Annotated in this window: 27 protein-coding genes and 3 tRNA genes; 22 read left to right on the plus strand and 8 right to left on the minus strand. The window is 75.0% G+C overall.

The window, feature by feature from the left end; genetic code table 11:
* Positions 1-61: 61 nt before the first annotated feature.
* The 7 genes from ACI791_RS09910 to ACI791_RS09940 all read left to right on the plus strand — a co-directional run bounded on the left by ACI791_RS09910 (position 62) and on the right by ACI791_RS09940 (position 4,136).
* Positions 62-1,009: a CPBP family intramembrane glutamic endopeptidase gene (locus tag ACI791_RS09910; protein WP_347057625.1), complete on the plus strand. Its 948-nt coding sequence runs from the start codon at positions 62-64 to the stop codon at positions 1,007-1,009.
* Positions 1,010-1,086: 77 nt separating this feature from the next.
* Positions 1,087-1,158 (plus strand) — tRNA-Gln (locus ACI791_RS09915).
* A 35-nt stretch (positions 1,159-1,193) separates the two neighbouring features.
* Positions 1,194-1,266: transfer RNA gene (locus tag ACI791_RS09920), tRNA-Glu, on the plus strand.
* Positions 1,267-1,365: 99 nt separating this feature from the next.
* A tRNA-Glu gene (locus tag ACI791_RS09925) sits at positions 1,366-1,438 on the plus strand.
* A gap of 180 nt (positions 1,439-1,618) precedes the next feature.
* Positions 1,619-2,710 (plus strand): galactose-1-phosphate uridylyltransferase, encoded by a 1,092-nt coding sequence (gene galT, locus ACI791_RS09930; protein WP_456585895.1) that lies wholly within the window; start codon positions 1,619-1,621, stop codon positions 2,708-2,710.
* Positions 2,707-3,876 carry a galactokinase gene (gene galK, locus ACI791_RS09935; protein ID WP_456585896.1) on the plus strand — a complete coding sequence of 390 codons (1,170 nt, stop codon included), beginning with the start codon at positions 2,707-2,709 and terminating at the stop codon, positions 3,874-3,876. Before galT ends, galK begins: the two co-directional genes overlap by 4 nt.
* Entirely contained in the window at positions 3,876-4,136 is a 261-nt protein-coding gene (locus ACI791_RS09940; protein ID WP_456585897.1) for a hypothetical protein, read from the plus strand. The genes galK and ACI791_RS09940 overlap by 1 nt, the downstream gene beginning before the upstream one ends.
* 7 nt (positions 4,137-4,143) lie before the next feature.
* Here ACI791_RS09940 and ACI791_RS09945 read toward each other — a convergent pair whose 3' ends face one another.
* On the minus strand, positions 4,144-4,845 hold the full coding sequence (locus ACI791_RS09945; protein WP_456585898.1) for an IclR family transcriptional regulator: 702 nt from the start codon (positions 4,843-4,845) through the stop codon (positions 4,144-4,146).
* Positions 4,846-4,918: 73 nt separating this feature from the next.
* On the opposite strand from ACI791_RS09945, the gene leuC reads away from it, so the two are divergent.
* Positions 4,919-6,325, plus strand: a complete 1,407-nt coding sequence (gene leuC / locus ACI791_RS09950) for a 3-isopropylmalate dehydratase large subunit (protein WP_456585899.1) — start codon at positions 4,919-4,921, stop codon at positions 6,323-6,325.
* A gap of 3 nt (positions 6,326-6,328) precedes the next feature.
* Positions 6,329-6,928, plus strand: coding sequence for a 3-isopropylmalate dehydratase small subunit (gene leuD / locus ACI791_RS09955; protein ID WP_456585900.1), 600 nt, complete (start codon positions 6,329-6,331; stop codon positions 6,926-6,928).
* On the opposite strand, the gene ACI791_RS09960 is transcribed toward leuD, so the two are convergent.
* The 3 genes from ACI791_RS09960 to cofC are packed head-to-tail and all read right to left on the minus strand — an operon-like array spanning position 6,877 to position 10,565.
* On the minus strand, positions 6,877-7,857 hold the full coding sequence (locus tag ACI791_RS09960; protein ID WP_456585901.1) for an NUDIX hydrolase: 981 nt from the start codon (positions 7,855-7,857) through the stop codon (positions 6,877-6,879). The two genes, leuD and ACI791_RS09960, sit on opposite strands and share 52 nt — an antisense overlap.
* Positions 7,841-9,913: an RNA degradosome polyphosphate kinase gene (locus ACI791_RS09965; RefSeq protein ID WP_456585902.1), complete on the minus strand. Its 2,073-nt coding sequence runs from the start codon at positions 9,911-9,913 to the stop codon at positions 7,841-7,843. Before ACI791_RS09965 ends, ACI791_RS09960 begins: the two co-directional genes overlap by 17 nt.
* Positions 9,914-9,917: 4 nt before the next feature.
* The gene (gene cofC, locus ACI791_RS09970; protein WP_456585903.1) at positions 9,918-10,565 is read right to left on the minus strand and encodes a 2-phospho-L-lactate guanylyltransferase; all 648 of its coding nucleotides are present in this window, start codon (positions 10,563-10,565) and stop codon (positions 9,918-9,920) included.
* Positions 10,566-10,679: 114 nt separating this feature from the next.
* Between cofC and ACI791_RS09975 the strand changes: the two genes are divergently transcribed.
* From ACI791_RS09975 to ACI791_RS09985, 3 genes are read left to right on the plus strand one after another with little or no spacing between them, the layout of a single operon-like run.
* Entirely contained in the window at positions 10,680-11,516 is an 837-nt protein-coding gene (locus ACI791_RS09975) for a lysophospholipid acyltransferase family protein (RefSeq protein WP_456585904.1), read from the plus strand.
* On the plus strand, positions 11,513-12,508 hold the full coding sequence (locus ACI791_RS09980; RefSeq protein ID WP_456585905.1) for an NAD(P)H-dependent glycerol-3-phosphate dehydrogenase: 996 nt from the start codon (positions 11,513-11,515) through the stop codon (positions 12,506-12,508). The genes ACI791_RS09975 and ACI791_RS09980 overlap by 4 nt, the downstream gene beginning before the upstream one ends.
* Entirely contained in the window at positions 12,505-13,653 is a 1,149-nt protein-coding gene (locus ACI791_RS09985; RefSeq protein WP_456585906.1) for a cystathionine gamma-lyase, read from the plus strand. Before ACI791_RS09980 ends, ACI791_RS09985 begins: the two co-directional genes overlap by 4 nt.
* Here the strand turns inward: ACI791_RS09985 and ACI791_RS09990 are convergent.
* Positions 13,624-14,424: a CDP-alcohol phosphatidyltransferase family protein gene (locus ACI791_RS09990; RefSeq protein ID WP_456585907.1), complete on the minus strand. Its 801-nt coding sequence runs from the start codon at positions 14,422-14,424 to the stop codon at positions 13,624-13,626. The two genes, ACI791_RS09985 and ACI791_RS09990, sit on opposite strands and share 30 nt — an antisense overlap.
* Before the next feature lie 98 nt (positions 14,425-14,522).
* On the opposite strand from ACI791_RS09990, the gene ACI791_RS09995 reads away from it, so the two are divergent.
* Entirely contained in the window at positions 14,523-15,659 is a 1,137-nt protein-coding gene (locus ACI791_RS09995; RefSeq protein ID WP_456585908.1) for a D-alanine--D-alanine ligase family protein, read from the plus strand.
* Positions 15,656-16,330 (plus strand): hypothetical protein, encoded by a 675-nt coding sequence (locus tag ACI791_RS10000; protein WP_456585909.1) that lies wholly within the window; start codon positions 15,656-15,658, stop codon positions 16,328-16,330. Before ACI791_RS09995 ends, ACI791_RS10000 begins: the two co-directional genes overlap by 4 nt.
* A gap of 14 nt (positions 16,331-16,344) precedes the next feature.
* Here ACI791_RS10000 and ACI791_RS10005 read toward each other — a convergent pair whose 3' ends face one another.
* Both ACI791_RS10005 and ACI791_RS10010 read right to left on the minus strand, forming a co-directional pair.
* Positions 16,345-16,917, minus strand: a complete 573-nt coding sequence (locus ACI791_RS10005; RefSeq protein WP_456585910.1) for a DUF3515 domain-containing protein — start codon at positions 16,915-16,917, stop codon at positions 16,345-16,347.
* A gap of 11 nt (positions 16,918-16,928) precedes the next feature.
* Positions 16,929-17,162: an Lrp/AsnC ligand binding domain-containing protein gene (locus tag ACI791_RS10010; protein WP_224500414.1), complete on the minus strand. Its 234-nt coding sequence runs from the start codon at positions 17,160-17,162 to the stop codon at positions 16,929-16,931.
* 92 nt (positions 17,163-17,254) lie between these two features.
* Here ACI791_RS10010 and ACI791_RS10015 point away from each other — a divergent pair, with 92 nt between their 5' ends.
* From ACI791_RS10015 to ACI791_RS10025, 3 genes are read left to right on the plus strand one after another with little or no spacing between them, the layout of a single operon-like run.
* Complete coding sequence (locus ACI791_RS10015) at positions 17,255-18,295, plus strand: thiamine-phosphate kinase (RefSeq protein WP_456585911.1); 1,041 nt, start codon at positions 17,255-17,257, stop codon at positions 18,293-18,295.
* Positions 18,279-18,809, plus strand: a complete 531-nt coding sequence (locus tag ACI791_RS10020) for a GNAT family N-acetyltransferase (protein WP_456585912.1) — start codon at positions 18,279-18,281, stop codon at positions 18,807-18,809. The genes ACI791_RS10015 and ACI791_RS10020 overlap by 17 nt, the downstream gene beginning before the upstream one ends.
* Positions 18,797-19,423: a cytidylate kinase-like family protein gene (locus tag ACI791_RS10025; protein WP_456585913.1), complete on the plus strand. Its 627-nt coding sequence runs from the start codon at positions 18,797-18,799 to the stop codon at positions 19,421-19,423. Before ACI791_RS10020 ends, ACI791_RS10025 begins: the two co-directional genes overlap by 13 nt.
* Before the next feature lie 89 nt (positions 19,424-19,512).
* Here the strand turns inward: ACI791_RS10025 and rpmB are convergent, their stop codons facing one another.
* On the minus strand, positions 19,513-19,695 hold the full coding sequence (gene rpmB / locus ACI791_RS10030) for a 50S ribosomal protein L28 (protein WP_454970731.1): 183 nt from the start codon (positions 19,693-19,695) through the stop codon (positions 19,513-19,515).
* A 195-nt stretch (positions 19,696-19,890) separates the two neighbouring features.
* Between rpmB and ACI791_RS10035 the strand changes: the two genes are divergently transcribed.
* The 5 genes from ACI791_RS10035 (at position 19,891) to ACI791_RS10055 (ending at position 25,491) form a co-directional block, all read left to right on the plus strand.
* Positions 19,891-21,495 (plus strand): DAK2 domain-containing protein, encoded by a 1,605-nt coding sequence (locus tag ACI791_RS10035; protein WP_456585914.1) that lies wholly within the window; start codon positions 19,891-19,893, stop codon positions 21,493-21,495.
* Between the two features lie 2 nt (positions 21,496-21,497).
* Positions 21,498-23,690: an ATP-dependent DNA helicase RecG gene (recG, locus tag ACI791_RS10040; RefSeq protein ID WP_456585915.1), complete on the plus strand. Its 2,193-nt coding sequence runs from the start codon at positions 21,498-21,500 to the stop codon at positions 23,688-23,690.
* A 72-nt stretch (positions 23,691-23,762) separates the two neighbouring features.
* Positions 23,763-24,317 (plus strand): 16S rRNA (guanine(966)-N(2))-methyltransferase RsmD, encoded by a 555-nt coding sequence (rsmD, locus tag ACI791_RS10045; protein ID WP_456585916.1) that lies wholly within the window; start codon positions 23,763-23,765, stop codon positions 24,315-24,317.
* Positions 24,314-24,799, plus strand: coding sequence for a pantetheine-phosphate adenylyltransferase (coaD, locus tag ACI791_RS10050; protein ID WP_347057602.1), 486 nt, complete (start codon positions 24,314-24,316; stop codon positions 24,797-24,799). Before rsmD ends, coaD begins: the two co-directional genes overlap by 4 nt.
* Positions 24,796-25,491: a hypothetical protein gene (locus tag ACI791_RS10055; RefSeq protein WP_456585917.1), complete on the plus strand. Its 696-nt coding sequence runs from the start codon at positions 24,796-24,798 to the stop codon at positions 25,489-25,491. Before coaD ends, ACI791_RS10055 begins: the two co-directional genes overlap by 4 nt.
* Positions 25,492-25,515: the final 24 nt, after the last annotated feature.

Here is a 25,515-nt window from a genome sequence, read left to right on the forward strand (position 1 = left end):
GGGGCCACCTCCGCCGGGCTGGGGGCCACCTCCGCCGCCGTACCCCCCGGCGGGGTGGGCGGTGCCCCCGGATGCGCCGCCGCACGACGAGCCGCAGCCCTACCTGCACGTCATGCGCACCCGTGACTGGGCGTGGTGGCGGCCGCTGCTGGGTCTGCTGCTCCTCGGGGTCGTGTTCCTGGTGGGCAGCGCGGTGCTCGCCGTGGTCGGCATCCTCACCGGCGTCAGCCCCGACCTGGCCCTGCTCCAGCTCACCGATCCGGGCACGCTGCTGGTCACCAATCTCACCTTGATCGTGGCGATCCCGGTCGTCTGGCTGGCGTGGGCCGTGGCCCACGGCATGCGCACGGGGTGGTCGTCGTCGGTGCTCGCGCGGATCCGCTGGCGGCTGCTGCCCCGGCTGACGTTGCTCGCCCTCGCCACGCTCGGCGTCGCCATCGTCCTGTCGGTGCTGCTGGCCTTCACCGTGGGCGACGCCGACGTCGAGGGGCCGGTGCGCTCGTGGGGGTGGCTGCTCGTCGTGGTCCTGCTCACCACGCCGCTGCAGTCCGCGGCCGAGGAGTACCTGTTCCGCGGCTACCTCAGCCAGGCGATCGCCGGCTGGATCCGCAGCCCGCACGCCGGTGCCGTGGGAGCCGCCCTGGTCACCGCGACGCTGTTCTCGCTCGCCCACCTGCCGCCGGACCTGCTCACGTTCCTCGACCGCTTCCTGTTCGCCCTGGCGGCCTCGGCGGTGGTGTGGCTGACCGGCGGGCTGGAGGCGGCGATCGTGCTGCACGCGGTGAACAACGTGGTGCTGTTCGTGCTGGCAGCGCTGCTGGGGGAGGGGGTGGCCACGGCGGCCGTGCCTCCCGGGCTGGCGGCCGTCTCGGTGGCGCTGGGCCTGGCCGCCTTCGGTGGCTACGTCGCGCTCGTCGCCCGGTGGCGGCGGCGGGCCGACCTGGAGACTCGCACCCCCGCGCTGGACCTCCGGATCCCGCCCGTGGCGGGCCCCGCCCCGGTGCGCTGACCCGCCGACCGGGGGTGGCGTGACCCGCTCCCCGGGCGTCGGGTACAGTCGTCTGCGGCGCCGCGAGGTGCTACCCATGGGGTATGGGGTAATTGGCAGCCCGACGGTTTCTGGTTCCGTTAGTCTAGGTTCGAGTCCTGGTACCCCAGCGAGGAAGCCTGGTTCCTCTTGCACCACCCAGCACGGCCCCGTCGTCTAGCGGCCCAGGACGCCGCCCTCTCACGGCGGTAGCGAGGGTTCGAATCCCTTCGGGGCTACGCGACCGAGAGCCCCCGACCACCCGGTCGGGGGCTCTCGCCGTTCCCGGCCCCCCCGCGAGACCCGGGCCGCGGCATGGCAGGATGGCTCCCGCACACGGCCCCGTCGTCTAGCGGCCCAGGACGCCGCCCTCTCACGGCGGTAGCGAGGGTTCGAATCCCTTCGGGGCTACGTGAGCGAGAGCCCCCGACCAGCCGGTCGGGGGCTCTCGCCGTTCCGGGCCGGCAGCGGGCCGGGGCACCGGTTGCGGCGTATCGGAGCTCGCACCGCCTCCGGTGGCAGCGTGCTCGCTCCCGGTCATACGGTCGCACCGCCGGTCACGCACCGTGACGGCGGGAAGGTGGTCGCGCGGTGATCCGCACCAGCCGTCATCTGGCCGACGGCCGGGAGATCCTCTACTTCGACGACGACCGGGACCCGGCCCCGCGGGAGGCGGTCGACACCCGCGGCCTCCCCGCCGTGGTCACCCGCTCCCAGCTGAGGTTCGACCCCCTGCTGGCCGAGTGGGTCGTCGTCGCCGCCCACCGGCAGACCCGCACCTTCCTGCCCCCGGCCGACCAGTGCCCGCTCTGCCCCAGCCGGCCCGGCCGGCCGACCGAGATCCCCGAGGGGGACTACCAGGTGGTCGTCGTCGAGAACCGGTTCCCGTCCCTGGCGACCGACGTCGCGCGCGACGTCGCCCCCGCGGTGCAGGGCAACCCGCTGGCGGAGCTGCGGCCCGGCTTCGGCCGCTGCGAGGTCGTCTGCTTCACCAGCGACCACGACCGCGACTTCGCCCGGCTGGGGGCGGAGCGTGCGCGGCTGGTGGTCGACGTCTGGGCCGAGCGCACCGCGGAGCTCTCCGCGCTCCCGGGCGTCCGGCAGGTGTTCTGCTTCGAGAACCACGGCGAGGAGATCGGCGTGACGCTCTCCCACCCGCACGGCCAGATCTACGCATACCCGTTCGTCCCGCCGCGCGTCGAGAAGATGCTGGCCTCCGCGCGCCGGCACCGGGAGGAGACCGGGGGCGGCCTCTTCACCGAGGTGGTCACCGCGGAGCGGTCCGGCTCGCGGGTGGTCGCGGCCAACGAGCACTGGACGGCGTTCGTGCCCGCGGCGGCCCGGTGGCCCTACGAGGTGCAGCTGTTCCCCACCCGCAGGGTCCCCGACCTGCCCGCCCTCACCGGCGCCGAGCGGAACGCCTTCGTCGAGGTGTACCTCGACGTCCTGGGCCGGTTCGCGCACCTCTTCGACACCCCGATGCCCTACATCGCCTCCTGGAACCAGGCGCCGGTGACCGATGGGCGGGACGACTGGTGGCTGCACCTGCAGTTGTTCTCGCTGCGCCGCGCGCCGGGCGCGCTCAAGTACCTGGCCGGCTCCGAGTCGGGCATGGGCGCGTTCATCACCGACACGAACCCCGAGGACGTCGCCGAGCAGCTGCGCGCGGTGGTCCTCCCGTGACGGGAGACGGGGACGCCGCCGCGCGGGCCGCCGCCGCGTTCGCCGAGCGCTTCGGGCGGCAGGCCGACGGGATTTGGGCGGCACCGGGCCGGGTGAACGTCATCGGCGAGCACACCGACTACAACGGCGGGTTCGTGCTGCCCGTGGCGCTGCCGCACACCACCCGCGCGGCGATGGCGGAGCGCGACGACGGGCTCCTGGTGCTCGCCTCCGCACAGCGCCCGGAACAGGAGGCCGTGGTCCCCGTCACCGACCTGCGCCCCGGCCGGCCGGGCGGCTGGGCGGCCTACCCCGCCGGGGTCGTGCACGCGCTGGCCGGGCGAATCCCGGGCGGGCTCAGCGTCCTCGTCGACGGCGACGTGCCGTCCGGCGCGGGGCTGTCCTCCTCCGCGGCCCTGTCCTGCTCGGTCGCGCTGGGCGTCCGCGACCTGCTCGAACTCGACCTGGACGCCGACGCGCTGATCGACCTCGCCCGCCGGGCGGAGAACGACTTTGCCGGTGCACCGACCGGCGTCCTCGACCAGTCGGCGTCGATCCTCTGCACGGCCGGCCACGCGCTCTTCCTCGACACCCGCGACGGCACTCGCGAGCAGGTGCGACTGGACCTCGCCGCGGCGGGCCTCGCCCTGCTCGTCGTCGATACGGGGACCACGCACGACCACGCCGCTGGCGGCTACGCCGACCGGCGCCGGGAGTGCGAGGAGGCCGCCCGGCGGCTCGGGGTCGCACTGCTGCGTGAGGTCGACGACGTCGCCGCGCTGGCTCCCCTGGCCGACGGCAGCCTCGAGGGCGACCTGCTGCTGCGGCGCGCCCGGCACGTGGTCACCGAGGACGCCCGCGTGCTCGAGGTCGTGGCCGCGCTGCGCGGCGACGCCGATCCGCGGGCGATCGGGCCGCTGCTCACCGCGGGCCACGCGTCGCTGCGTGACGACTTCGAGGTCTCCGTGCCGCTGATCGACGCCTGCGTGGAGGCCGCGTCGGCCGGCGGCGGCCACGGGGCCCGCATGGTCGGGGGCGGCTTCGGCGGCAGCGTCGTCGCGTTGGTCGACAGCGGGGGCCTCGACACCGTCCGGGCGTCGGTGGCCGATCGCTTCGCGCGCGAGGGGCATCCCGCGCCGCGCACCTTCGTCGTCGTCCCGTCCGCCGGCGCCCGCCGGCTGACCTGATGGCGCGCCACCCGAGAGGAGGGGCGGGCGCGTTCGACGTCCGCGACGTCATCGCCGACCTGATCGGCTTCTACGGGGTCGTCCTGGTGATCGTCGGGTTGCTGGACGGCTCCGAGGAGGCGCTGGCAGAGCCCGACGGGTCGAACGCCGACCTCTGGGCGGGCCTGGCCATGGTCGCCGTCGCGGTGGCCTTCGCCGTCTGGACGCGGTGGCGCCCGGCGGTGGTGGAGGCTCCGGCGGCCGACGACGAGCGGGGCTGACCCCGCCTCAGCGGGCGGCGCGGGAGATCGCTGCTGCGGCGTCGAGCACGGCGCCGATGACCTCCGGGCTGGGGCGCCTCCCCAGCCGCTCCACCGGACCGGAGATCGAGACGGCGCCCAGGACGCTGCCGGTGCCGTCGCGCACCGGTGCCGACAGCGACGCCACGCCGGCCTCCCGCTCGGCGACGCTGTGCGCCCAGCCGCGCCGGCGGACGTCCAGCAGCGTGCGGGCGGTGAAGCTCGCCGAGGGCAGCAGCCGGGTCACCTCGTCGGCGGGCATGAACGCCAGCAGGGCGTGCGCGGCGGAGCCCGCGGTCATCGGCAGCCGCGCGCCGACCGGCACGGTGTCGCGCAGGCCGCTGGTGCGCTCCGCCGCGGCGACGCACACGCGGGTGGCGCCGTCGCGCACGTAGAACTGCGCGCTCTCGCCGGTGGCGTCGCGGAGGGTGGCCAGGTGGCGGGACGCGATCTCCCCGACGTCGGCCGTGCCGCGGCCCAGCTCTGCCAGCGCGGGGCCGGGGGCCCAGCTGCCGGCATCGGTGCGCCGCACGAGGCGGTGACCCTCCAGGGCGACGGCGAGCCGGTGGGCGGTCGCCCGGGGCAGGCCGGTCCGCGCCACCAGCTCGGCGAGGGTCGCCGGCTCCTGCGCCACGGCGTGCAGGATCGACACTGCTTTGTCCAGCACCGCGACCGGGTTAGGCTGTCCCACACAGCAATACTCGCATCCCGCACAGTGAGACAGTCACTCCGGGATCGACCAGTCACCCGAAGGGGACGAGACCGTGCCGAAGACCCTGGCCGAGAAGGTCTACGACGCCCACGTCGTGCGCAGCACCGCGGGCGAGCCCGACCTGCTCTACATCGACCTGCACCTCGTCCACGAGGTCACCAGCCCACAGGCCTTCGACGGCCTCCGGGCCGCCGAGCGCACGGTCCGCCGCCCCGACCTCACCATGGCGACCGAGGACCACAACGTCCCGACCCTGGACATCCTCAGCCCCATCGCCGACCCGGTGAGCCGGGCGCAGGTCGACGCGCTGCGGCGCAACGCCGCCGAGTTCGGCATCCGGCTGGCCCCGATGGGCGACCGCGACCAGGGCATCGTCCACGTGATCGGCCCGCAGCTGGGGCTGACCCAGCCGGGCATGACCATCGTCTGCGGCGACAGCCACACCTCCACCCACGGGGCCTTCGGGGCACTGGCGTTCGGCATCGGCACCAGCGAGGTCGAGCACGTGCTGGCCACCCAGACCCTTCCGCAGTACCGCCCGAAGCAGATGTCGGTCACCGTCGAGGGCGAGCTGGCTCCCGGCGTCTCGGCGAAGGACATCATCCTCGCCGTCATCGCCCAGATCGGTACCAACGGTGCGGCCGGGCACGTCATCGAGTACCGCGGCAGCGCCATCGAGGATCTGTCGATGGAGGCCCGGATGACCATCTGCAACATGTCGATCGAGGCCGGCGCGAAGGCGGGGCTCATCGCTCCCGACCAGACCACCGTCGACTTCCTGCAGGGGCGCCCGCACGCCCCCCGGGGCGTGGACTGGGACGCCGCCGTCGAGCACTGGCGCACGTTGCGCACCGACGACGGCGCGGTGTTCGACCGCGAGGTGACCCTGGACGCCTCGACGCTGACCCCGTTCGTCACCTGGGGCACCAACCCGGGCCAGGGCCTGCCGATCGACGGCGTGGTGCCCGACCCGGCCCAGTTCGACGACGACGGCGAGCGGCGGGCCGCCGAGCAGGCGCTGGCCTACATGGGCCTGACCCCCGGCACCCCGCTGCGCGAGATCGAGGTCGACACCGTCTTCCTGGGCTCCTGCACCAACGGCCGGATCGAGGACCTGCGCACTGCGGCGGCGTTCCTGCAGGGCAAGAGGATCGACTCGGGCACGCGCATGCTCGTGGTCCCCGGCTCGGTGGGCGTGAAGCTGCAGGCCGAGGCGGAGGGCCTGGACAAGGTCTTCACCGAGGCCGGCGCCGAGTGGCGGGGTGCGGGGTGCTCGATGTGCCTGGGCATGAACCCCGACCAGCTCAAGCCCGGCGAGCGGTCGGCGTCGACCAGCAACCGGAACTTCCAGGGCCGCCAGGGCAAGGGCGGTCGCACCCACCTGGTGTCGCCGTCCGTGGCCGCCGCCACCGCGCTGACCGGCCGCCTCACCGCCCCCGCCGACCTGATCGGAGCCTGAGCCATGGACGCCTTCACGACCCACACCGGGACCGCCGCGCCCCTGCGCCGCAGCGCCGTCGACACCGACCAGATCATCCCGGCCGAGTACCTCAAGCGGATCACCCGCACCGGCTTCGACGACGGGCTCTTCATCGCCTGGCGCACCAACGAGCCGGACTTCGTGCTCAACCAGCCGCAGTACGCCGACGCCTCGATCCTGGTGGCTGGCCCCGACTTCGGCACCGGCTCCTCCCGCGAGCACGCCAACTGGGCGCTGCTCGACGGCGGTTTCCGCGTCGTCATCAGCTCCCGGTTCGCCGACATCTTCCGCAACAACTCGACCAAGTCGGGGCTGCTGACCGTCGTGCTGCCGCAGGACGAGGTCGAGGCGCTGTGGGCCGCGATCGAGGCCGACCCGGCGACGCCGGTGACGGTCGACCTGCGGGCCAAGCAGGTGACCTACGGCGACGTGGCGGTGCGGTTCGAGATCGACGACTACACCCGCTGGCGGCTGCTGGAGGGGCTCGACGACGTCGGCCTCACCGAGCGGCACCTCGACGACATCGAGAGCTATGAGGCGGCGCGCCCGGCCTGGCTCCCGACGGCGCTGCCCGCCCGCTGAGGCAGCGGGGCGTCCGGGTCGGGCTCGAAGTCGCGGTAGTAGTCCGCGACCAGCGCGCCCGGCCGGCCGCCGAGGGCCCACACGCTGCTCTTGGCGGCCGGCGGGAGCAGGCCGCGGACGCCGTGGCCGTGCACCCCGAGCGCCTGCAGCACCGCGGGGATCACCCCGCCCTGGCTGCACAGCACGGTGACACCGCCGTCGGCCCGGGGGACGAGCCGCTGCTCGACCGCGGCGAGCGCGGCCTGCGGGTCGTCCGCGAAGCCCTCCTCGCCCAACTCGGGCCGGACGGGCACGTCCAGGCCCAACAGCTGCGCGAGGGGATCCACGGTCGAGCGGCAGCGCAGCGGCGGCGCCGAGGCGATCGCCGCGGGGCCGAAGAGCGGCAGCGCCTCGGCCAGCTGCTGCGCCTGCCGCCGCCCCCTGTCGTCCAGCGGGCGCAGCTCGTCCGGGCCGTCGAAATCCTGCTTGCTCCCGGCGCGGCCGTGGCGGACCAGGAGGACGCTCACCTCTCGCGGCACGTCGGTGCGGGCGGCGTCGGCGATCACCAGCCGGTCGTGGTCGTGGGTGACCAGCTCGGCGGCGTCGGCGGGGGCGAGCCAGCGCAGCTCGTCCACCTCGTCGTTGGCGCGGAAGGAACCGCCCGCGCAGCGCATGAGCCAGTAGTCCACGTGCTTGGGCACGCCGCCGACGGCGTACTGCGTCGTCGGCCCGCGGCGTCCGGCGACGATGCGCAGGCCGGTCTCCTCGGCCACCTCGCGGCACGCCGCGGCCAGTGCGTGCTCACCGGCGTCGAGCTTGCCCTTGGGCAGCGACCAGTCGTCGTAGCGGGGACGGTGGACGACGGCGATCTCGACACCGTCGTCGCCGGCCGGCCGCCACACGACCCCGCCGGCGGCCGCGACGGGTCGCGGCTCAGCCGGCGAGCTCATGGATCCGGTGCATCAGCTCTGCCTGGTAGTCCCGCCCCTCCAGCCGGTCCCACTGCCCGTCGCTGCGCAGCTCCCAGGACCGCACGCCCGGCTCCATGGCCGGGCTGAGCGTCTCCTCCAGTTGCCTGCGGGCCGCCTCGTCGCAGACCCGCAGCAGCACCTCGACCCGGCGGTCGAGGTTGCGGTGCATGAGGTCGGCGCTGCCGATCCACCACTCCGGCTCGCCGCCGTTGAGGAACGAGATCACCCGGGAGTGCTCCAGGAACCGCCCGACGATCGAGCGCACCCGGATGGTCTCCGACAGCCCGGGGACGCCCGGGCGCAGGGCGCAGATGCCGCGGACGAAGAGCTCCACCGGCACACCGGCCCGCGAGGCCTCGTAGAGGGCGTCGATGAGGCGCTCGTCGACGATCGAGTTCGCCTTGATGCGGATGCCCGAGGGGCGCCCCTCGCCGGCGTGCCGGGCCTCGCGGCGGATCTTCTCGACCAGGCCGTTGCGGATGCCGTGCGGGGCCACCATGAGCGTGCGGTAGTTGGTCTGCCGCGAATAGCCGGTGAGCACGTTGAACAGGTCGGTCAGGTCGGCGCCCACCCGGGGGTCGGCGGTGAGGATGCCGAGGTCCTCGTAGATCCGGGCGGTCTTCGGGTTGTAGTTGCCCGTACCGATGTGGCAGTACCGCCGGATCATGCCCTGCTCCCGGCGGACCACCAACGCCGTCTTGCAGTGCGTCTTCAGCCCCACCAGCCCGTAGACGACGTGGCACCCGGCCCGCTCCAGCGAGCGGGCCCAGCTGATGTTGGCCTCCTCGTCGAACCGGGCCTTGATCTCGACGAGGACCACGACCTGCTTGCCGGCCTCGGCGGCCTCGATCAGCGCGTTGACGATCGGGGAGTCCCCGGACGTGCGGTACAGCGTCTGCTTGATGGCGAGCACGTTCGGGTCGGCGGCGGCCTGCTCGATGAACCGCTGCACGCTGGTCGCGAACGAGTGGTACGGGTGGTGGACCAGCACGTCGCCCTCGCGGAGGGTCGCGAAGACGCTCTTGGGCGTCTCGCCCTCGGACAGGCGCGGGTGCGTGGCGGGGACGAACGGCTCGTCCTTGAGCTCCGGCCGGTCGAGGTCGTAGAGCGCCATGAGCGAGGCGAGATCGAGCAGCCCGGGCACGTGGACGACGTCCGTGGGGGAGACCTCGAGCTCGGAGATGAGGACCTCGAGGATCCGCGGGTCCATCGGCTCGGCGACCTCCAGGCGCACCGCGGGCCCGAACCGGCGCCGGGCCAGCTCGCGCTCCAGAGCCTGCAGCAGGTCCTCGTCGCGGTCCTCCTCGACCTCGACGTCGGCGTTGCGGGTGACGCGGAAGAAGTGGTGGTCGAGCACGTCGAGCCCCGGGAAGAGCTGGGGCAGGTGCGCGGCGATGAGGTCCTCGAGCGGCAGGAAGATCACCGTGTCGTCCTGCGAGGCGACCGGCACGAACCGCGGCACGTTGTTGGGCACCTTGAGCCGCGCGAAGCGGGGGGTGTTGGAGTCGGGGTCCTGCACCGACACCGCGAGGTTCAGCGACAGGCCGCTGATGTAGGGGAACGGGTGCGCCGGGTCGACCGCGAGCGGGGTGAGCACCGGGAAGACCTGGTCGCGGAAGTAGTCCCGGAGCCGGCGCATCGCGTCGTCCTCCAGGTCCTCCCAGTGGACGATCCGGATGCCGGTCCCCTCGAGGCGGGGCAGCACGTCCTTGTTGAAGACGTCGGAGTGCCGCTGCACCAGCTCCTGGGTGCGGGTGGTCACCCGCTCCAGCTGCTCGCGGATGGTCAGCCCGTCGGGCGAGCGGACCGTGAGGCCGGTGCTCTGCCGGCGCTTCAGCCCGGCGATGCGCACCATGTAGAACTCGTCGAGGTTGCTGGCGAAGATGGCGAGGAACTTGACCCGCTCCAGCAGCGGGAGCGAGTCGTCCTCCGCCAGCTCCAGGACGCGGGAGTTGAAGTCCAGCCAGGACAGCTCCCGGTTCAGGTACCGGTCGGCGGGCAGGGCACTGGTCCGGGACGCGTTCTGGGAAGGCACGGCCTCATCGTGCCGTACCCAGCCGGTCGGCGAGACGGGGCGACCTCCGCACCAGCTCGGTCGTGCGGGCGCCGGCCCCGAGAGCGAGGGCCGTGCGGAGGTCGTCGGGCGTGTCGACGTCGCGCAGCAGGCCCGGCCAGGCGCCGCTGAGCGGTGCCGCGCCGTCCTTCCGGTGCGCCTGCGCCGACCCGCGCCCGAACCGGGGGTGCAGGGGCACCCCGGCGGCGGTCAGCAGGGTGGTGCCGGTGCCCTGGGCGTCGGCGACGAAGCAGCGCGGGGCCACCTCCGCCGCGGTGAGCGCCGCGGCCAGCTCCCCGGACCGCAGGGCGGGCAGGTCGGAGGAGAGCGCGGCCACGCGGTCCCCACCGGCGTGCCGCGCCCCGTGCTCGAGCGCGGGGTTCAGCCCCCGGTCCGGTTCGTCGGCCACGGTGCCGGCCCCCAGGGCGCGCACCAGCTCCGCGGCGGCCGGATCGTCGGTGACGACGACCACCGACCCCACCAGCGGGCAGGCCAGGGCCGCCGCGACCGTGTCGGCGAGCAGCGCCAGGACCAGCGCCCCGTGGTCGCCGCCGGGCTCACCGGTGAGCGGCCGCAGCCGGGTCTTGGCCACGGCGAGCCGCTTCGCCGGGACCACGACCGACCAGCTGGACACGACCACAATGTGAGCACACGGTGGCCGCGGGGGCCGGAGGCCGGGACCCGGTGGACCGCGATCGGCGGCCCGGGTCGATCATGGGCTGGCTCACAGCGGAGGGAGGGGGCGGCGGTGACGGAGGAGACGTCCTCCCGCGGAGCGCACGCGGGCGGGTCGGCCGCGGTCGAGGCCCACCGCGCCGGTCGGCCCGGCAGGTGGCGCACCCGGGGCCGCATCTCGTTCGCCCTGTGGCTGTGCATCGTGGTGATTCACCCGGTGTCGTCGCTGATCTTCCGGCTGCGCTACCGGCACGCCGACCGCATCCCGGTCCGGGGGCCGGTGCTGCTGGTCGCCAACCACGTCTCGGTGCTCGACCCGCTGGCCTGCGCCCGCCTGGTCTTCGACCAGGGCCGCATTCCGCACTTCCTGGCCAAGGAGGCGGTGTTCAAGGGGCTGGCCGGGACGATCCTGCGGGCGGCCGGTCAGATCCCGGTGGCCCGGTACTCGACTGCGGCGCGCGGATCGCTGGACGCGGCGCGGGCCGACCTCGCGGCGGGCAGCATCGTCGTGATCTACCCGGAGGGGTCGGTCACCCGCGACCCGGAGTGGTGGCCGATGCAGGCCCGTACGGGCGCGGCGCAGCTGGCGCTGACGACCGAGGCCGTCGTCGTCCCGGTGGCGCAGTGGGGGCCGCAGCGGGTGCACGACTACCACGCCAAGAAGCTGCACCTGCGGCTGCGCACGCCCGCCGACTACCTCGTCGGCGAGCCGATCGACCTCTCGGCCGTGCGGGCCGAGGTGCGGGCGGGCCGTCCGCTGAACGCCGACCTGCTGCGGGAGACGACCGATCTGATGATGTCGAGGGTGCGAGACCAGCTCGGCGAGCTGCGGAACGAGCGACCCCCGCTCACCTTCCACCCGGGCCCGGGCCGCTCGCGCCCGGACGGCATCGCGGGGAGCGCGGCGTGACCCGCGCCGCGGTGCTCGGCGCCGGCTCCTGGGGGACGACGTTCGCCAAGGTGCTCGCCGATGCCGGGTGCGACGTCGTGCTGCACGCACGGCGCCCGGAGCTGGCCAAGGCCATCACCGACGAGCGCGAGAACGCCGACTACCTGCCGGGCGTACGGCTGCCCGAGCGGCTGCGGGCGACCGCGGACCCCGCCGAGGCGCTGCTGGACGCCGACGTCGTCGTGCTGGCCGTGCCGTCGCAGTCGCTGCGCGGCAACCTCGGGGACTGGCGGGAGCTCCTGCCGCCCGACGCGACCCTGTTGTCGCTGATGAAGGGCATCGAGCTCGGCAGCACCAAGCGCATGAGCGAGGTCATCTGCGAGGTCACCGGTGCCGGCCCGTCGCGGGTGGCCGCCCTCTCCGGCCCCAACCTGGCGCGCGAGATCGCCGAGGAGCAGCCCGCCGCCACGGTGATCGCGTGCTCGGACGCCGATCGCGCAGCGGTGCTGCAGGCGGCGTGCCACACCCGGTACTTCCGGCCGTACACCAACCCCGACGTCGTGGGCTGCGAGCTCGGCGGGGCGGTGAAGAACGTCATCGCCCTCGCCTGCGGCATCACCGAGGGGCTGGGATTCGGGGACAACACCCGGGCCTCGCTGATCACCCGGGGCCTGGCCGAGACCGCCCGACTGGGCCTGGTGCTGGGCGCCGAGCTGACCACCTTCGCGGGGCTGGCGGGGCTCGGCGACCTGGTGGCCACCTGCAGCTCGCCGCTGTCGCGCAACCGCACCTTCGGCGAGAAGCTCGGCCGCGGCATGAGCGTCGAGGAGGTGCAGCGGAGCACCCGGCAGACCGCCGAGGGCGTGAAGAGCTGCCGGTCGGTGCTCGACCTGGCCCGGGCGCACGGCATCGACGTGCCGATCACGGAGGCGGTCGTGCGGGTGTGCCACGAGGGCGAGGCGCCGGAGCAGATGGTGCGGGAGATCATGTCGCGGGAGGCGAAGCCGGAGTGAGGGGACCGGATGGCCCCAGCGGCTACGGCGACGGCACCCGGTCGGTGCGCGCGGGGGAGGGCGCCGCGGTGCCGGGTGCCCCGCTGCGGCCCTCGCCGGTGTTCGCGGCGCCCTTCCAGCTCGGCGACCAGCCACCCCGGGCCGGGGGCGCCGACGCCTACGCGCGCACCGAGCAGCCGACGCTGCGCGTGTTCGAGGACGCCGTCGGCGAGCTCGACGGCGGCCGCTGCCTGTCCTTCGCCACCGGGATGGCGGCGCTGACGGCGGCCGTCCTGGCGTGCGCCCGCAGCGGGAACCGGATCGTGCTGCCCTCGGACGGCTACTACACGACCCGGCTGCTCGCGGCCGAGGAGCTGGCCCGCTTCGGCATCGAGGTGCAGTACGTGCCGACGCCGGAGATCGGCCGGTTCGCAGCCGACGGCGGGCTCGCCGGCGCTCGCATGGTGCTCCTGGAGACGCCGAGCAACCCACACCTCGACGTCTGCGACATCGCCGCGGTGGCGGAGGCCGCGCACGCCACCGGCGCGCTGGTCGCCGTCGACAACACCACCGCCACCCCGCTCGGCCAGCGCCCCCTCGCGCTCGGCGCCGACCTCACCGTCGGCAGCGACACCAAGGCGCTCACCGGGCACAGCGACGTGCTGCTCGGGCACGTGACGGTCACCGACGACGACCTCTACGCGGCGGTGAAGGGCTTCCGGGACCGGACGGGCAGCACGCCGGGTCCGTTCGAGGCGTGGCTGGGCCACCGCTCGATGAGCACGCTGGACCTGCGGCTGGCCCGTCAGGCGGCGAACGCGGCGGCGGTGGCGGACCTGCTGGCCGGGCACCCCGCCGTCACGGACCTGCGCTGGCCGTGGCGCGCGGGCGACCCGTCCTTCGCGCTGGCCGCGCGCCAGATGCTGCGACCCAACGGCGTGGTGTCCGCGGAGCTGCCCGACGAGGCCGCCGTCGCCCGGCTGCTGGGCGCGAGTCGGCTGTGGACGGCGGCGACCAGCTTCGGCGGTGTGCACAGCACGATCGACCGGCGGGCGCAGTGGGGCGGGGACGCCGTCCCCGGAGGCTTCGTGCGGCTGTCCTGCGGCATCGAGGACACCGCCGACCTGGTCGCCGACCTATCCCGCGCGCTCGACGCCCTCGGCTGACGCGGGCCGGCGGCGGCTACCGGCCACCGTGAGCCAGATGCTCACGCCGAAGTAGTAGGCGAGATAGGCCAGGCTCAGCGCGACCACCAGCGGGTGCGGGTCGGGGTACTGGACGATCAGCACCGCGAAGGCCACCAGCCAGACCGTCGCCAGCCCCACGTTCACCCCCCGCAGCAGCTTGGTGCGCGACGGGTAGACGTACTTCACCGGCACGAAGACCAGCACCGTCAGGACGGCGAGCGCGATGCCGACCCCGGTGGTGCCGACGTCGAGGACGATCGCGTAGAAGGCCACCACGTTCCAGTAGCTGGGGAAGCCGAGGAAGTAGTGGTCCTCGGTCTTCGCGTCCACCCGGCAGAACTGGTAGCAGGAGGCGAGCAGGGGCAGCGCGGCCAGCACCCAGCCGGGGGCGCCGCCCGGCAACCGGTCGGTCGTCCAGAGCAGCACGACGGGGGCGAAGACGTAGGTCAGGTAGTCGACGACGTCGTCCATCCGGGCGCCGTCGAACCAGGGGATCGTCTGCTTCACCCGTGCGCGCCGGGCCAGCATCCCGTCCGTGCCGTCGATGAACAGCGTCGCGAGGATCAGCCAGAGGGCGGTCTCCACGGCGCCGTCGAAGGCGGCCAGCACGATGAGCAGGCCGAGCACCGAACCGCTGGCGGTGTACAGGTGCACCGCGGCGCCGGCCAGGCGCAGTCCTCGGGAGTACCCGGGCCCGTCGGCGGTGCGCACCGCCCCGGGTGCGGTCTGGTGGGCTGGGTCGTCGTGCACGGCGACGAGGCTGCCACACCCCGCTCGCCCCGGCGGACCGACGCCTGCACCGACGTCGCGGCGGGGCTCGCCGACCGGCCTCGGTTAGGGTCCCCGCAATGAGTGGACAGGCGGGCAGGGTGCGTGTGGCGGTCGTCTTCGGGGGGCGCAGCGAGGAGCACGCGATCTCCTGCGTCTCGGCCGGCAGCGTGATGGCCGCCCTGGACCCCGGCCGGTACGAGGTCGTGCCCGTCGGCATCGCCCGGGACGGCCGCTGGGTGCTGCCGGACCCCGACCAGCGGCTCGAGATCACCGACGGCGCGCTGCCCGAGGTCACCGGCGGCACGGCGGTCTCGCTGGTCAGCGACCCGGAGGCGCGGGGTCTGGCCGTGCTCGAGCCCGGCGACGGCATCGGGCGGGCGCTCACCGAGGTCGACGTCGTCTTTCCCGTCCTGCACGGGGCCTTCGGGGAGGACGGCACGGTCCAGGGCCTGCTGGAGATGACCGGGCTGCCCTACGTGGGCTCGGGGGTGTTCGCCAGCGCCGCCTCCATGGACAAGGAGTTCACCAAGAAGCTGCTGGCGGCCGCGGGGTTGCCGCAGGGCGACCACGTCGTGCTGCGCGACGAGCACGGTGCCGTGTGCGCCGACCCCGCGGTCCTCGACGAGGCGGCGCGCGAGCGCCTGGGCCTGCCGGTCTTCGTGAAGCCGGCCCGCGCCGGGTCGAGCATCGGCATCACCAGGGTGACCGACTGGGCGCAGTTCCCGGCCGCCGTCGCCGCGGCCGCCGCGGTCGACCCGAAGGTCATCGTGGAGGCCGCCGTCCCCGGCCGGGAGATCGAGTGCGGCGTGCTCGCCGCCCGCGGCTCCGGCCTGCCCGAGGCGAGCCTCCCAGCCGAGATCCGGCTGCGGCCCGGCGTCGACTGGTACGACTTCGCGGCGAAGTACCTCGACGACGCCGCCGAGTTCGACATCCCGGCCGACCTGGCCCCCGAGCGGATCGCCGCCGTGCAGGACGCCGCCCGCCGGGCCTACCTGGCGCTGGACTGCCGGGGGCTGGCCCGCGTCGACTTCTTCCTCGGCACCGGGACCGACGGCGAGGACCGGCTGGTGATCAACGAGGTCAACACGATGCCCGGCTTCACGCCGATCTCCATGTTCGCCCGCATGTGGGCCGCCACCGGCGTGGACTTCGCCGAGCTGGTGGACCGCCTGGTGAGCGGGGCGCTGGTCGACGGCGCGCGGCCGGGCCGGTGATCGCGGGGCGGCCGGCCCCCGGCGGCGCGGCCGCCCGTGCCCGGCTCGCCCCCGGGCTGCTCGTCGCCCTGTCGCTGCTGACCGGGTGCGGGCGGGCGGTCGACGGCGTCCCGACGCCCGTGCCGCCCTCGGACCGGCCCGGCTCGGCGGCGGAGCTGGAGCAGCTGGTCGTCGGCGAGGTGCCCTCCGGGCTGCCCCGGCTGCCCGACGACGAGGTGGAGCCGCCGGCCGGGGCCAAGCAGCTGGAGGACGTCGCCGCCTACGCGCCCGACCCGGAGCGGGAGCTGGCGGTGCTGGACAGCTACGGCTACCGGTTCGGTTGGGAACGCTTCTGGGGCCACGAGTCCGGCCCCATCACCGGCGTGTTCGTGGACCAGTTCCACCAGCGCGCCGGCGCCCGCGCCTACGCCGAGGACCTGGCGCGCAACGACGCCGAGCTCTACGGCGGGGTGCTGGGCGTGGACCCGCCCGAGCTGCCCGCCAACTGCCGGCTGCTCACCGTGGACACGCCCGTGCCGGAGGCCGGGCTGGCGGACCCGGCCGCCTTCGCGTGGTGCTGGCACGGCGTCTTCAGCGTGTCCGTGACCGCGGTGGCCGCGACGGCCGAGGACGCGGTCCGGGAGGTCGGCGCCGTGCTGGAGGAGCAGCTGGCGCTGCTGCCGCCCGCGTGAGCGCTCCTGCGGCCTCAGGGGCCGGGCGTGGGCTCCTGGTAGGGGAGCGCCTCGGCCAGCGGCACGGTGAGGGCGGTGACGGGGGCGCTGTCGACCCCGGCGGGCAGGCGCATCTCGACGTAGACCGGCCGGTCGACCGCCGTCCACACCGTGCTGTCGGGGTCGCTGGTGTCGACGTGCCACTGGACACCGTTGATCTGGATGGCCGAGGCGCCCACGGTCCAGCCGGCGGGGCGCTCCACCCCGCACGTGAGGACGACGGGCGGCTCGCCCCAGGCGTAGACGAACGGGGTCTCCGACCGCACGCGGCGGGACGGCTCCCCGGCGAGTTCCAGCGGCAGGTTGCCCATGAGGTCGGGGCAGGACGTCTCGGCCTCCGGCGTGACCGGCGGGGTGGCCAGCTCCAGGACCGGGAGGTCCTCCGGACGCACCGGGGCCGCGCCCTCGATGTCGGCCGGGAGGTCCTGACCGGCGGACGGGTCGTCGGCGCCGCGGTCGCCGCGCACGTTGACGAGGACGACCAGCGCGATCACCACCGGGAGCGTGATCGCCGTGATCAGGATCGCGGCCCGGCGCAGCGGGTCCACGGGGCGACCGCTCAGATGTTGACGACGGGGCAGGTCAGCGTCCGGGTGATCCCGTCGACCGACTGCACGCGGGCGACCACGAGCCGGCCCAGCTCGTCGACGGTGTCGGCCTCGGCCCGGACGATGACGTCGTACGGGCCGGTGACGTCCTCGGCCTTGGTGACGCCGCTGATCTCGCTGATGGTCGAGGCGACCTGGGCGGCCTTGCCGACCTCGGTCTGGATGAGGATGTAGGCGTGGACCACGGGAGATCCTTCCTCCGGCAACAGTGCCGAGACGTCGTCCCCGCCGGGTGGCGGACTCGTCGGCAACCTACCGCAGCGACTGGAGAGCACCGATGAGCCGACCCCGCCCGCTGGTCCCGCGCGGCGATCCGGCCGACACCGTGCGGGTGGTCGGCGAGTTCGGGGTGATCAGCCGCGTGCTCGCCCGGTCGGGCACCGCCGCGGCCGCCGTCGTCGGGCCCGGGGATGACGCCGCCGTGGTGCGCACGCCCGACCAGCGCGTCGTCGTCACCACCGACGTCCTCGTCGAGGGCCGGCACTTCCGGCGGAACTGGTCCTCGGCCGAGGACGTCGGGCACAAGGCCGCCGCCGCGAACCTGGCCGACGTCGCCGCGATGGGTGGCCGCACGACGGCGCTGGTCGTCGGGCTGGCCTGCCCGGCGGACACTCCCACGAGCTGGCTGGAGGGCGTCGCGACGGGCCTGGCCGACGAGTGCGCCCCGCAGGGGGCCGCGGTGGTCGGAGGCGACACCGTGGCCGCCGCGCCCGACAGCGCCGGGGTCGTCCTGTCGGTCACCGCCCTCGGTGACCTGGGCGGCCGGGCGCCGGTGCTGCGCTCCGGGGCCCGGCCCGGGCACGTCGTGGCGCTCGCCGGCCGGCTGGGCTGGTCGGCGGCGGGGTTGGCGGTGCTCCGCCGGGGCTTCACCAGCCCGCTGGCCGTCGTGAACGCCCACCGGCGGCCCACCCCGCCCTACGCGGCGGGGCCGGCTGCGGCCGACGCCGGGGCGACCGCGATGTGCGACGTGAGCGACGGGCTGGTGGCCGACGCCGGGCACATCGCGACCGCCAGCGGCGTGGTGCTCGACCTCGACCGCGCCGCCCTGGTGCGGGCGTGCCTGGAGCCGGTCGGCCCGCTGCAGCAGGTGGGCTCGGCGCTGGGCGTGGACCCGATGGCGTGGGTGCTCAGCGGCGGCGAGGACCACGCCCTGCTGGCCACGTTCCCGCGGAAGGTGGCGCTGCCGGAGGGGTGGACGGCGATCGGGGTGGTGCGCCAGGGGAAGCCGGGCCCCGGGGTCCGGGTGGACGGTGAGGCCGCAGCGGAGGCGCTGCGGACGGCGGGAGCGGAGATGGCGGGGCATGTCCACTTCGGCTGAGCGGGTGCTGCGGGACGGGTCGGTGGCGCGCCTGCGCCCCCTGCCCTACGACGACCCGCTGGCGCAGCAGATGGTCGAGGCGGTCCAGCAGGAGTACGTGGCGCGGTACGGCGGCCGGGACGCGGCCGTCGTCGGCCCGGCGGAGTTCCTGCCGCCGGCCGGGCTGTTCCTGGTCGCGGAGGTGGCCGGGGAGGCCGCGGGCTGCGGTGCGTGGCGGGCCTATCCGCCCGGAGGTGTCGAGATCAAGCGCGTGTACGTGGCGCCGGCCTTCCGCCGGCGGGGGCTGGCGCAGGTGCTCATGGCGGAGCTGGAGTCCACCGCCGCGCTGGCCGGCCACCGGTCGGCGGTGCTGAACACCGGCCGGAAGCAGCCGGAGGCGGTCGCCCTGTACCGGGAGCTCGGCTACGTCCCCGTCCAGGGGTACGGGGTGTACGCCTGCTCGCCGGATGCGGTGTTCCTCGGCAAGGATCTGGCTCTGCTCGGGAGCGAGGAGGAGTCGACGTGGGCGTCGTGACGATCTCGGCGCCCTACGGCGCCGCGGGCGCGGAGGTGGGGCCGGCGGTGGCCGCGCGGCTGGGCCTGCCGTTCCACGACCGGGCGATCCCGGCGCAGGTGGCCGGCCGGCTCGGCGTCCCGGTGGAGGAGGCCGAGGCCAACGACGAGACCGTCGTCCGCGGGCTCTGGCGGCTGGTGGCGTCGCTGGGGACCATGCCCGATCCCGTCGGCGCCGTGGTGCCGGGGACGACGCTGCCCGACGCCCGGGCCTACCGGGAGCAGACCGAGCGCATCCTGAGCGAGATCGCGGCGGGGGACGGCGGGGTGGTGCTCGGCCGGGCGGGGGCGATGGTGCTGCGGAACCGGACGGACGCACTGCACGTCCGGCTCGACGGCCCCGCCGACCGGCGGCTGGCGGCCGCGGTGGCGCGGTCGGGGCGGCCCCGGGACGAGATCGCGCGCGAGATGGCGGCGAACGACCGGGCTCGAGAGGCGTACGTGCGGCACTTCTACCGCTGCGACCCGGCCGCGGCCGGCCACTACCACGTGGTGGTGGACACCACCGCGCTGCCGGTGGACACGGTCGTCGACATCGTGGTGACGGCGGCGAGGGGACGCGGCCTCGGGCGGTGACGCCGGCGTCCGGGCGCGCGAAGAACCCCGGAGGTCGGTGACCTCCGGGGTTCTCCGGGTGTCCAGCTGAGGGGCTACGGCCCCCTGGCTCAGGCGCGGGCGACCTTGCCGGCGCGGATGCACGAGGTGCACGCGTTGATCCGGCGACGGTTGCCGGGGGCGATCAGCGCCCGCACGGACTGGATGTTCGGGTTCCAACGGCGCGGCGTGCGGCGGTGCGAGTGCGACACCGACATACCGAAACCGGGGCCCTTGCCACACACATCGCACACGGCAGCCACGGTGGATCACTCCCAGAAAGAATCGTTCACAGACGGCGGGGCAAGGCAGCACCCGCATCAAGACCGTCCAGCAGTCTAACCGCTCTTCGCGCCGGACGTCGCGGTGCCCTCCGGAGAGGCCTCCGCCAGGACCGGCGGGGCTCGCGACGGCGGGCTCCGTCGGGAAGGATGGGTAGCCTCCTCCCCGTGCTGCCGGCGCTGGACGACGCCGCGGTCGGTCAGTGGTGCCGGGCCGCGGTCGAGACGCTGTCCGACTTCCGGGGCCGGCTCGACGACCTGAACGTCTTCCCGGTGCCCGACGGGGACACCGGCACCAACCTGCTGCACACCGCTGAGGGCGCCCTCGCCGCGCTCGACTCGGCCGGGAGCGGTGAGCCCCCGTGGGCCGTCCTGGCCCGCGGTGCGGTCCTCGCCGCCCGCGGCAACTCCGGCACGATTCTGGCCCAGCTCCTGCGCGGCCTGGCCGACCAGCTGGCCCACCAGCCCCCGGCCGACGGGCCCGCCTTCGCCGCCGCGCTGCGCAAGGCCGCCGAGAGCGCCTACACCGCCGTCGCCGACCCGGAGGAGGGCACCTTCCTCACCGTCGCCCGGGCGAGCGGGGAGGCGGCCGTCGCCGCGGTCGACGAGGGCCGTACCGGCCTCGCCGACGTCGTGCTCGCCGCCGCCGACGGCGCCCGCGCCGCCCTGGAGCGCACGCCCGGTCAGCTGGCCGCCCTCCGCGAGGCCGGCGTCGTCGACGCCGGTGGCGCCGGGCTCTCCCTGGTCCTCGACGCCCTCGTCCGCACCGTCACCGGCGTCCACCCGGTCCGGCCCGCCCTGGACGGTCCCGACCGGCACCGCCGGCGGCACGGTTCCGAGCACGCGCCGCACCAGCCGCCGCCCGGCCCCGGCAGCGAGGTCCAGTACCTGCTGGCCGACGCCGACGAGAGCTCCGTCGCCCGCCTGCACGAGCGGCTGGCCGCGCTGGGGGACAGCCTCGTCGTCGTCGGCGTGGACACCCCGACCGGCCGCGAGTGGAACGTCCACGTGCACGTCTCCGACGTCGGCGCGGCGATCGAGGCGGGCATCGAGGCAGGTCGCCCGCACCGCATCTCGGTCACCCCGCTCGCGCCGGTGCGCCCGGCCGCACCGGTGCCCGGCCGCCGTTCGGTGGTCGCCGCCGTGCACAGCGACGGGCTCGCCGAGCTCTTCCGCGCGGAGGGTGTCCGGGTCGTCGTCTGCGGCGCCGACGGCGTGACCGAGGACGACCTGTTCGGCGAGATCGTCGCCTCCGGCGGGCAGGAGGTGGCCGTCCTGCCGAACGACGCGGGGCTGCTGCCGGCGGCCTCCCGGGCCGCCACCCGGGCGCGCCAGGCCGGTCGCGAGGTCGGCGTCGTGCCGACCCGCTCCCCGGTCCAGGGGTTGGCCGCCGTGGCCGTCGCCGACCCGGAGCGGCGTTTCGGCGACGACGTCATCGCCATGGCCGAGGCGGCCGCCGCGACCCGCTGGGCCGAGGTGATCATCGCCGACCAGGAGGCGCTCACCTCCGCCGGCCGCTGCCATCCCGGCGACGTGCTCGGCTCCGCGGAGGGCGACGTCGTCGTCATCGGCGCGGAGCTCGCCGCCGTCGCCTGCGACCTCCTGGACCGGCTGCTCTCCGCCGGTGGGGAGATGGCCACGCTCGTCGTCGGCTCGGACGAGGCGCTCGGCGACGCCGTGTGCGGCCACCTGTCGTCGGCCCATCCGACCATCGAGGTCGTCCGCTACGGCGGCGGCCCGAGTTCGCTCCCGTTGCAGATCGGGGTGGAGTGACCGTGGCCGTGACGCTGGAGACGCCCCTGGCGCGGGTGCTCGGCCCGAAGACGGCCACCGGCATGGCCGACCAGCTCGGCCTGCACACGGTCCGCCACCTGCTGCGGCACTACCCCCGCCGCTACGCGCGCCGGGGGGAGATGGCCCGGCTGGACGACCTCCAGCCCGGGGACCGGGTCACGGTGCTCGCCCAGGTCAGGACCGTGAGCACCCGGCCGATGCGGCAGCGCCGCGGCATGATCACCGAGGTCACCGTCGGCGACGGCGCCGGCACGATGAAGCTGGTGTTCTTCAGCCATCGGCACGCGCGGCTGGCCCCCGGGGTCTGGGGCATGTTCGCCGGCACCGTCGGCACCTACCAGGGCAAGCTGCAGTTCACCCACCCCGACATGCACCTGCTCAGCGGCGACGATGACGACGACGACTGGGCGCGCGAGCTGGTGCCCATCTACCCGGCCAGCAAGGACGTCTCGAGCTGGGTCATCCAGAAGTCGGTGAAACTGCTGCTGGGCGGCGCCGGCAACCTCGTGGACCTGGTCACCGATCCGCTGCCCGAGGAGATCCGGACCCGGCACGGCCTGCTCTCCCTGCCTGCTGCGCTGCTCGACATCCACCGGCCCACCACCAGCCAGGACGTCGAGCGGGCCGAGCGCCGGCTGAAGTGGGACGAGGCGCTCACCCTCCAGCTCACGCTGGCCGCCCGCCGCCGGGCCGCGGCCCTGGAGCCGGGCACCGCCCGTCCCCGGAGGCCCGGCGGCCTGCTCGACGCCGTCGACGCCGCCCTGCCGTTCGCCCTGACCGACGGCCAGCGCGCCGTCGGCGAGGAGCTGGCCGCCGAACTCGACCGGGACAAGCCGATGCACCGGCTCCTCCAGGGGGAGGTGGGCTCGGGGAAGACCGTCGTCGCGCTGCGGGCCATGGCCCAGGTCGTCGACGCCGGGGGACAGGCCGCGCTCCTCGCGCCGACCGAGGTGCTCGCCGCCCAGCACGCCCGCGGCATCCGTGCGCTGCTCGGCCCGCTCGGCCGCGCCGGCGAGCTCGACGGCGACCCCGCCGGCACCCGGGTCACCCTGCTCACGGGCTCGCTCAAGGCCGCCCCCCGCCGCCAGGCCCGCGCCGAGGTGGCCGAGGGACGCGCGGGCATCGTCATCGGCACCCACGCGCTGCTGCAGGAGGGGGTCGACTTCGCCGACCTGGGCCTCGTCGTCGTCGACGAGCAGCACCGCTTCGGCGTGGAGCAGCGGGACGCGCTGCGGGCCAAGGGCAGCCGTCCACCGCACGTGCTGGTCATGACCGCCACCCCGATCCCGCGCACCGTGGCCATGACCGTCTACGGCGACCTGGAGATCTCCACCCTCCGGCAGCTGCCCAGCGGCCGCGGGGGCGTGTCCAGCTCGGTGGTCCCGGTCGTGGAGAAACCCGGCTGGATCGACCGCGCCTGGGCCCGGCTGCGCGAGGAGATCGCCGCCGGCCGGCAGGCCTACGTGGTCTGCCCGCGCATCGGCGACGTCGCCGGCGCCGACGACGAGCCGGAGGACGCCGACGGCGCACCCCCCGACGACGACGGCCGCGGCGACCGCCGGCCCCCGCTGGCCGTGCTGGACGTCGCCGAGGCGCTGCGCAGCGGCCCGCTGGCGGGGCTGCGGCTCGACGTCCTGCACGGCCGGATGACCCCCGAGGAGAAGGACGGCGTGATGCGCGCCTTCGCCACGGGTGCGACCGACGTGCTGGTCGCCACCACGGTCGTCGAGGTGGGCGTCGACGTGCCCAACGCCACCGTGATGGTGGTCATGGACGCCGACCGGTTCGGCGTCAGCCAGCTGCACCAGCTGCGCGGCCGGGTGGCCCGCGGCAAGCACCCGGGTCTCTGCCTGCTGGTCACCGACGCTCCGTCGTCGTCCCCGACGGGTCAGCGGCTGGCCGCCGTCGCCGCCACGTCCGACGGCTTCGAGCTCGCCCGGCTCGACCTCGAGACCCGGCGCGAGGGCGACGTCCTGGGCGCGGCGCAGTCCGGTCGGCGCTCGGGCATCAAGCTGCTGTCCCTCCTGGAGGACGAGGAGCTCATCGCCGAGGCCCGCGGCGAGGCCACCGCACTGCTGGCCACCGAGCGCGGGCTCGCCGACCACCCGGGGCTCGCGGCGGAGGTGGCCGCGCTCGCCAGCGACGAGCGCGCCGAGTGGCTGGAGAAGGCGTGAGGAAGGACCCCGTCCTCCGCACCCCTCGCGCGCTCGGGGTGAGCCTCGGAGCCTCGGGACGGAGCCGCTGACGTGACCAGGGTGATCGCCGGCGTGGCCAAGGGGCGGCGGCTCACGGTGCCCCCGGCCGGTGTCCGCCCGACCGGGGACAAGGCCCGCGGCGCGCTGTTCAACTCCCTCGGTCCACTGGTCGACCTCGACGGCGCGGCGGTGCTCGACCTGTACGCCGGGTCCGGGGCGCTCGGCCTGGAGGCCCTCTCCCGGGGGGCGGGCACCGTGGTCTTCGTGGAGTCCGGCCGGGCGGTGCTGCCCGTCCTGCGGGCCAACCTCGCCACCGTCGGCCTGCCCGGGGGACGCGTGGTCGCCGGTTCGGTGCCCGCCGTCGTGGCCGGTCCGGCACCGCAGGCCTTCGACGTCGTGCTCGCCGACCCGCCCTACGCCGTCCCCACCGACGAGGTGCGCGACGTGCTGCGGGCGCTGGTGGCGCGGGACTGGCTGGCCCCTGGAGGTGTCGTCGTGGTGGAGCGGTCGAGCCGCGAGCAGGGGTGGCAGTGGCCGACACCCCTGGAAGGTCTGCGCGAGCGGCGCTACGGCGAGGCCGTGCTCCGGTACGGTCGGCGTCCGTGAGGCGTGCCGTCTGTCCTGGTTCCTTCGACCCGGTCACCAACGGGCACGTCGACGTCATCACCCGGGCCGCCGGGCTCTACGACGAGCTGGTCGTGGCCGTGCTCGTCAACCCGGGGAAGGCGGGGCTGTTTCCCGTCGAGGAGCGCATGGAGCTCCTCCGGGAGGCCGTGGCCGATCTCCCCAACGTCACCGTCGACAGCTTCCAGGGACTGCTGGTCGACTACTGCCGCACCCACGGGATCCCGGTGATCGTCAAGGGGCTCCGCGCGGTCAGCGACTTCGAGTACGAGCTGCAGATGGCGCAGATGAACCGCGAGCTGGCCGCCATCGAGACCCTGTTCGTCCCCACGGCCCCGCAGGTCGGCCACCTGTCCTCCAGCCTGGTCAAGCAGATCGCCACCTTCGGCGGGGACGTCTCCCGGCTGGTGCCCAAGGCGGTCCACGACCGGCTGGCCGGGCACGCCCGGCGGGGGGAGGCGTGACCCGGCCGTCCCGCGGCGGGCCGCCCCGCGGGGCCACGACCGAGGTCGTCTACCGCCTGTACGAGACCGTCGACGAGCTGACGACGGTCATCGAGAACGCTCGCAGCGTGCCGATGTCGAACTCCTGCATGGTGCCGCGCGACCACGTGCTCGATCTGCTCGACGACCTGCGGGAGTCCCTGCCCGAGGACGTGCAGGCCGCCGGCGCGATCGTCGAGCAGCGCACCGAGATCCTGCAGCAGGCACAGGCCGAGGCCGAGCGCCTCACCGGCCGCACCCGGGCGGACAGCGAGCAGCTGCTCGGCCAGGCCCGCCGCCAGCGCGACGAGATCATCGGCACCGCCCGGCGGCAGCGCGACGAGCTGCTCGCCGCCGCGCAGGCGGATGCCGAGCAGATCCTGCTCGAGGCCGAGGCCGAGGCGGAGGCGCTGATCGACGAAGGCCGGCAGCACCGGGCCGCGCTGATCGACGAGGCGCAGGCCGAGCACGAGCGGCTGATCACCGAGACCGAGGTCTACCGCACCGCCGTCGCCCGTGCCGACGAGCTCGGTGAGCAGTCCCACGCCGAGGTCGCCCGGATGCGGGCGGAGGTCGACGAGTACGTCGACACCCGGCTGGCCGAGTTCGGCGCGACGCTGGAGCGCATGCTGCGCTCGGTGGACAAGGCCCGCAGCACCCTGCGGGAGCCCTGAGACCTTCCGCACGGTGGGTGCCGG

This window comes from Blastococcus sp. SYSU DS0973, from assembly GCF_054051055.1.